Origin of the sequence: Clostridium sp. (genome assembly GCF_051654825.1) — a bacterium.
Taxonomy (GTDB): Bacteria; Bacillota; Clostridia; order Clostridiales; family Clostridiaceae; genus Clostridium.
In genome coordinates this window covers 1-5233 of record NZ_JBOFYU010000282.1, presented here as the reverse complement: position 1 = coordinate 5233, position 5233 = coordinate 1, and the positions used below count along the sequence as shown (strand labels likewise).

Genomic DNA, 5233 nt, shown 5'->3' with positions numbered 1-5233 from the left:
TGCCTTTAAAAATATACTACCTAAAGCAGTTGCTAAGGTTTCATATATCAAGGTGAATTTTCTTTCTAACATAATTACGCCAGTTTCAAGCCTAGATGATTTAACAAGGGAGCCCATTAAAAATTCTAATTTATTAACTTGATCTATCATTGATTGTAGATATAGCATTTCATCTTCATCAGACATATTTTCTTCTTTTAATGTTAGTGCAGCAATTTTCAAGTTAGTTGTTGGAGTTTTAACCTGATGAGATATATCTGAAATAAGTGATTGTAATTCTAAACGTTCCTTATCTAAAGATTCTTTATTAGACCTCATTGAATTAAATAATCTTTGAAGAGCATTTATAACTACTGAAAAAAGGGTTTCTTTATCTGAAAAATGCTGTGGTATTTCATTTCCATTCATCATTTCATCAATAATTTCGCATATAGAATTAGTAAAAAGTGAAAGTTGTTTTTGTAAAATTGCTACAAGTACAAATGCCCAAATAGAAAGTATAATAGCTACTAAAAGTGATATAATTGAAACTATAATGCTACCTGTAATTATATATATACTTAAGCTTAACAAAAGAGCTGTAAACCCATAACCAAATCCAATCATAATAAATATTTTATTAGTCGATAATTTTAGGAAGTTCATTTTTTACCTCCTGAATTAAAGATATAGCCCATACCATATACAGTTTGAATATACTTTTGTCCTTCTTGTTCTATTTTTCCACGAATACGGCTAATAGTAGCAGTTAAAGTATGCTCTTCAATATAGTTTTCCTTATGATCTCAAAGCTTTTCAAATAGCTTTTGTCTTGTCAGTAATATCCCCTTATTCTCAATGAACACTTCAAGCACTCTATATTCTAATGGAGCAAATGATAGTGTTTTTCCTTTAAGTTTAGCGCTTACGTTTGAAAAGTTAATATAAAGATGGCCATCATCAAATATATTATTATAAAAATCATTGCTATAGCTTTTTTCTAACAAAGTAAAAATAGCCTTTAATTTATGACGTAGTACATCATTAGAAAATGGCTTAGTAATATAATCAGCGGCTCCTAATTCATAGCCTTTTAACATGTCTTGTTCTAAATCGTTTGCTGTCAGAAATATTACTGAAGTATCTATTTGATTTCGCCTCATAGTTTCACAGATAGTATATCCACAGCCATCAGGTAAATTTATATCTAAAATTGCTATATCGTATTTATTATTGGATAAATTGTTATATGCCTCAACCGCGGTATAAGCAGAATTAACCTCATAACCATCCAACATTAATAAATGCGTAATCATTTTATTCATTGTTATATCATCTTCAACAATTAAAATTTTTTTCATAAGTATCCACTTCCTCAAAATATTTTATTTTAGTATAACTGTAGAATCTCACAAGAATATCCGTAACCAAAATAAAAATTATATTTAATAAATACAATTATATAATATATTGTAATCTTAATAAATATTTAGAAAACTTAACTTATTACCCCAAATTACCATATAAATTTTTACACATAAATTAAAGCTTGTACATCCCGATAAATTCCAATTTATCGAGGATATTTAACAAATAATATTAATATATTATTATATAAAGGGATGTCAATGGACATCCCTTTATATTTGCTTGTTTTCATATATTTAAAAACAAATCTATTTATTATTTTGAAGTTGTTTTTTGTAAAACTAAGCCTTTACTTCTAATACAAGTACATTCTTTAGCTTCTTCAGTATGTAAGCATTGATATTTGACTTTTTGAGGTGCTTTTACCTCTTCTATTTTTTTATCTTTTGAATTCATTAATCTTTTTCTCCTTTATTAAGATATTAATATAAGATATATTATATATCTATTAATAATTATTATCAATAATCAAAGAGAAAAGATTAAAATACATGTGATTAATATATTTCACTTTATAATAAAATATAATTTAATATTTAAGTTACATTTATTTAGTTAAATTATTTTTTAAAATACATATACCTTGAGTCATCGTTCCCATAGGACAATATACACACCATGATTTAGGTTTATATAATATCATAGTAATAAAACCTAGAATAGTTGATGTTAGCATTATGCTATAGAAACCAAAAGCAAATTGTGAAACCCAAGGAGTTATATTAGTTAAATCAGAAAAATGCCAAGGTAATTTAAAGGTCCACATTAAAGTAATAACTTCCTTTAATTCGTTAGTTCCATTGAAAACTAAGTAAGTTATAAATAACATATTTATAAACATAGCCATAAAGAATATTAAGAATCCATATCTAAACCATTTAGTTTTTAATAATTTAGGAATAGGTTTATTTCTAGAAAGCTTATGTCCTAATAGTTCTAATAATTGTCCTCTACCACAATACATATTACAGTAAGCTTTATTTTTCTTAGTAAAACTCATTATCAAAGGTATAGAAAAACATAGTAAACCAATCCAAGCAAATAATATATTAACCAATCCCAATATAAGATATAAAATAGTTCCAATCCAAAGGTAATCATACCATTTTTTCTTGTTAATCATTATTGATTTCTATCCTCCTTTATTTCTATAACTGATGCAGGGCATTCTTTAGCGCATTTTGAACATCCTACACATTTATCGAAGTCAACTTTAGCATAAATACCTTTATATATAGTAATTACATCAAGTGGGCAAACTTTTTTACATACACCACATGCTACGCAATACTTAGTATCTACATAGGCTTTTCTCTTAATTATTTGTTTAGGCTTTTCTTGATTCATTTTTTATCCTCCTATTATATTTATTAAAATATGAAATTAAAATTATTTTAAATTAGGTAGAAAAATTTATATGTAACAAATGCACATATAATGTGTAACTTAGTTACATAAAAAATAGTATGAGAAGTATATACTAGCCTCATAACTTAAGAAAAAAAGGAGGAAACATAAAATGTTTTCATTTTTAATTAGAAATAAGGTTAAGTCAATAGATGTAAATGAACTAGATGAGAATTTAATTAAAAATAAGCTTATAGATATTAGAGAGCCATATGAAACAAAATTAGGAACCATCAAGGGAGCAAAAAAAGTGCCAATGAACACTTTATTAAAAGATCCAGATAAATATCTAAATAAAGAGGATGAATACTACATAATGTGTCAATCAGGCATGAGAAGTTCAAGAACTTCAAAAACATTAAGTAAATTAGGGTTTAAGGTAGTTAATGTTAAAGGTGGATTTGGATCTTATGTAGAAAAAGGTGCTAAAAGATAAGTAAAAAATAGAAATATTATAAAAGATAAATAAAAAATAGAAATATTCTAAAAGATATATAAGGAGTAGAGTTATGAATACAAAAGCTATAAATGTTAATGATTTAGATAATTTACTAGGCGATATAAATTTAATTGATATAAGAGAAGATTTTGAGGTTAGTTATGGGACTTTAAAAGGAGCAAAAAATATACCTATGGGAAACCTTTTAGAAAACCCTAATGAATATATAAATATTGAGGAAGAATATTACATAATGTGTCAATCAGGTATGAGAAGTGCTAGAACCGTATCAATATTAAGAGGAATAGGTTATAAGGTTATAAATGTAAATGGTGGTATGGGGTCATATGTTGGAAGTAAAATTCAATAAAAAGGAGAGATAAAATAATGGGTAAAAAGATTTTAATAGTAGGTGGAGTAGCAGGTGGAGCTTCAGCAGCAGCTAGATTAAGAAGATTAAATGAAAAAGATACAATAATAATGTTTGAAAAAGGACCTCATGTTTCATTTTCAAATTGTTCATTACCATATCATTTAAGTGGAATTGTAGATGATGCAGATAAATTAGTATTAATGAATCCAAATAAGTTTATGACTCAATATAAAATTGATGCAAGAGTTAATAATGAAGTTATAAGTATAGACAGAAAAAATAAAAATGTAAGTGTAAAAAACTTACTAACAAATGAAGTATATAAAGAAAGTTACGATAAGTTAATACTATCTCCAGGAGCAAAACCAATTGTTCCTAGAATTGAAGGAATAGAAAGAGCAAATATTTTTACTATAAGAAATGTTGTTGATATAGATAGGTTAAATAATTTTGTAAAAGAGAATGAATCTAAGAAAGTAGCAGTTATAGGTGGAGGATATATAGGTGTTGAGGCTGCTGAAAATCTTAAAGAAGCAGGCTATGAAGTTACATTAATAGAAGCTATGCCACAAATTTTAAAGCCGTTTGATTATGATATGGTGCAAATATTACATAAAGAAATGATGGATAAGGGAGTTAACTTAGTATTAGGTGATAAGGTAACTGGATTTACTGAAAATCAGGTACTTTTAGAGTCAGGAGAAAAAATAGAAGCAAGAACAGTTGTTATGGCTATAGGGGTTATTCCAGAAGTCAAACTAGCTAAGGAGGCGGGACTTGAAATTGGCGAAACAGGTGCTATTAAGGTAGATCATAATTATAAGAGCAATGATAATGATATATATGCTGTAGGAGATGTTATAGAGGTATTTAATCCATTAATAGGTGAAATGACGAAAATATCTTTAGCAGGGCCAGCACAAATACAAGCAAGAGCTGTAGCAGATAATATTAATAATATACCAGTTAATAATACTGGATTTATAGGATCATCTGCAATAAAAGTATTTGATTATAATGGAGCTTCTACTGGATTAAGCGAAGGTCTTATTAAAGCATTAGGCATGAAGATTAATTATGAAGTGGTTTATTTAATAAATAATGAAAAGGTAAGCCTTATGCCTGGAAATAATCCAGTTCACTTTAAGCTTCTATTTGAAGTTCCAACAGGAAGAATCCTAGGTGCTCAAGCAATAGGTAGAGGTGAAGTTATTAAGAGAATAGATGTAATAGCAACTGCTATATCTCTTGGAGCAACTGTAGAGCAATTAAAAAATATTAATCTTTGTTATGCACCACCATTTGGTACTGCTAAGGATATAGTTAACTTTGCAGGATATATTGGATCTAATCTTCTAAGAAAAGATTTTAAGCAAGTGAGGGTAGATGAGGTAAGAGAGTTATTAGAATCTGGAGCAAAAATCATAGATGTTAGAGAAAAAGGTGAGTATGATAGAGGTCATATAAAGGGCGTAGAAAATATTCCATTTAGTGAAATTAGAAATAGAATTAATGAAATTCCTAAGGATAGACCAGTATATGTTCATTGCAGAACAGGGCAAAGAAGTTACAATGTAGCTTTATTACTTCAGCATTTAGGATTTGAT

6 protein-coding genes and 2 pseudogenes are annotated in these 5233 nt (G+C 27.5%); 3 read left to right on the top strand and 5 right to left on the bottom strand.

Features of this window, described 5'->3' with window-relative positions; genetic code table 11:
• The 5 genes and pseudogenes from ACRDBA_RS16925 to ACRDBA_RS16905 form a co-directional block, all read right to left on the bottom strand.
• A pseudogene (locus ACRDBA_RS16925) lies at positions 1 to 645 on the bottom strand (sensor histidine kinase); the annotation flags it as partial.
• A pseudogene (locus ACRDBA_RS16920) lies at positions 642 to 1340 on the bottom strand (response regulator transcription factor). The pseudogenes ACRDBA_RS16920 and ACRDBA_RS16925, both read right to left, overlap by 4 nt.
• A gap of 322 nt (positions 1341 to 1662) precedes the next feature.
• Entirely contained in the window at positions 1663 to 1803 is a 141-nt protein-coding gene (locus tag ACRDBA_RS16915) for a hypothetical protein (protein WP_438574105.1), read from the bottom strand.
• A 151-nt stretch (positions 1804 to 1954) separates the two neighbouring features.
• Positions 1955 to 2530: a 4Fe-4S binding protein gene (locus ACRDBA_RS16910; RefSeq protein ID WP_438574104.1), complete on the bottom strand. Its 576-nt coding sequence runs from the start codon at positions 2528 to 2530 to the stop codon at positions 1955 to 1957.
• Positions 2530 to 2754, bottom strand: a complete 225-nt coding sequence (locus ACRDBA_RS16905; protein ID WP_438574103.1) for a DUF362 domain-containing protein — start codon at positions 2752 to 2754, stop codon at positions 2530 to 2532. The genes ACRDBA_RS16910 and ACRDBA_RS16905 overlap by 1 nt, the downstream gene beginning before the upstream one ends.
• Positions 2755 to 2926: 172 nt before the next feature.
• On the opposite strand from ACRDBA_RS16905, the gene ACRDBA_RS16900 reads away from it, so the two are divergent.
• The 3 genes from ACRDBA_RS16900 to ACRDBA_RS16890 form a co-directional block, all read left to right on the top strand.
• Positions 2927 to 3250, top strand: a complete 324-nt coding sequence (locus tag ACRDBA_RS16900; RefSeq protein WP_438574102.1) for a rhodanese-like domain-containing protein — start codon at positions 2927 to 2929, stop codon at positions 3248 to 3250.
• Between the two features lie 73 nt (positions 3251 to 3323).
• The gene (locus ACRDBA_RS16895) at positions 3324 to 3623 is read left to right on the top strand and encodes a rhodanese-like domain-containing protein (protein ID WP_438574101.1); all 300 of its coding nucleotides are present in this window, start codon (positions 3324 to 3326) and stop codon (positions 3621 to 3623) included.
• 17 nt (positions 3624 to 3640) lie between these two features.
• The coding region (locus ACRDBA_RS16890; RefSeq protein WP_438574100.1) for an FAD-dependent oxidoreductase at positions 3641 to 5233 on the top strand (1593 nt) is incomplete at its 3' end.

Coding starts and splice junctions, on each gene's coding strand:
- ACRDBA_RS16895 (WP_438574101.1), top strand. CDS start 3,324: ATGAATACAAAAGCTATAAATGTTAATGATTTAGATAATTTACTAGGC.
- ACRDBA_RS16905 (WP_438574103.1), bottom strand. CDS start 2,754: ATGAATCAAGAAAAGCCTAAACAAATAATTAAGAGAAAAGCCTATGTA.
- ACRDBA_RS16900 (WP_438574102.1), top strand. CDS start 2,927: ATGTTTTCATTTTTAATTAGAAATAAGGTTAAGTCAATAGATGTAAAT.
- ACRDBA_RS16915 (WP_438574105.1), bottom strand. CDS start 1,803: ATGAATTCAAAAGATAAAAAAATAGAAGAGGTAAAAGCACCTCAAAAA.
- ACRDBA_RS16910 (WP_438574104.1), bottom strand. CDS start 2,530: ATGATTAACAAGAAAAAATGGTATGATTACCTTTGGATTGGAACTATT.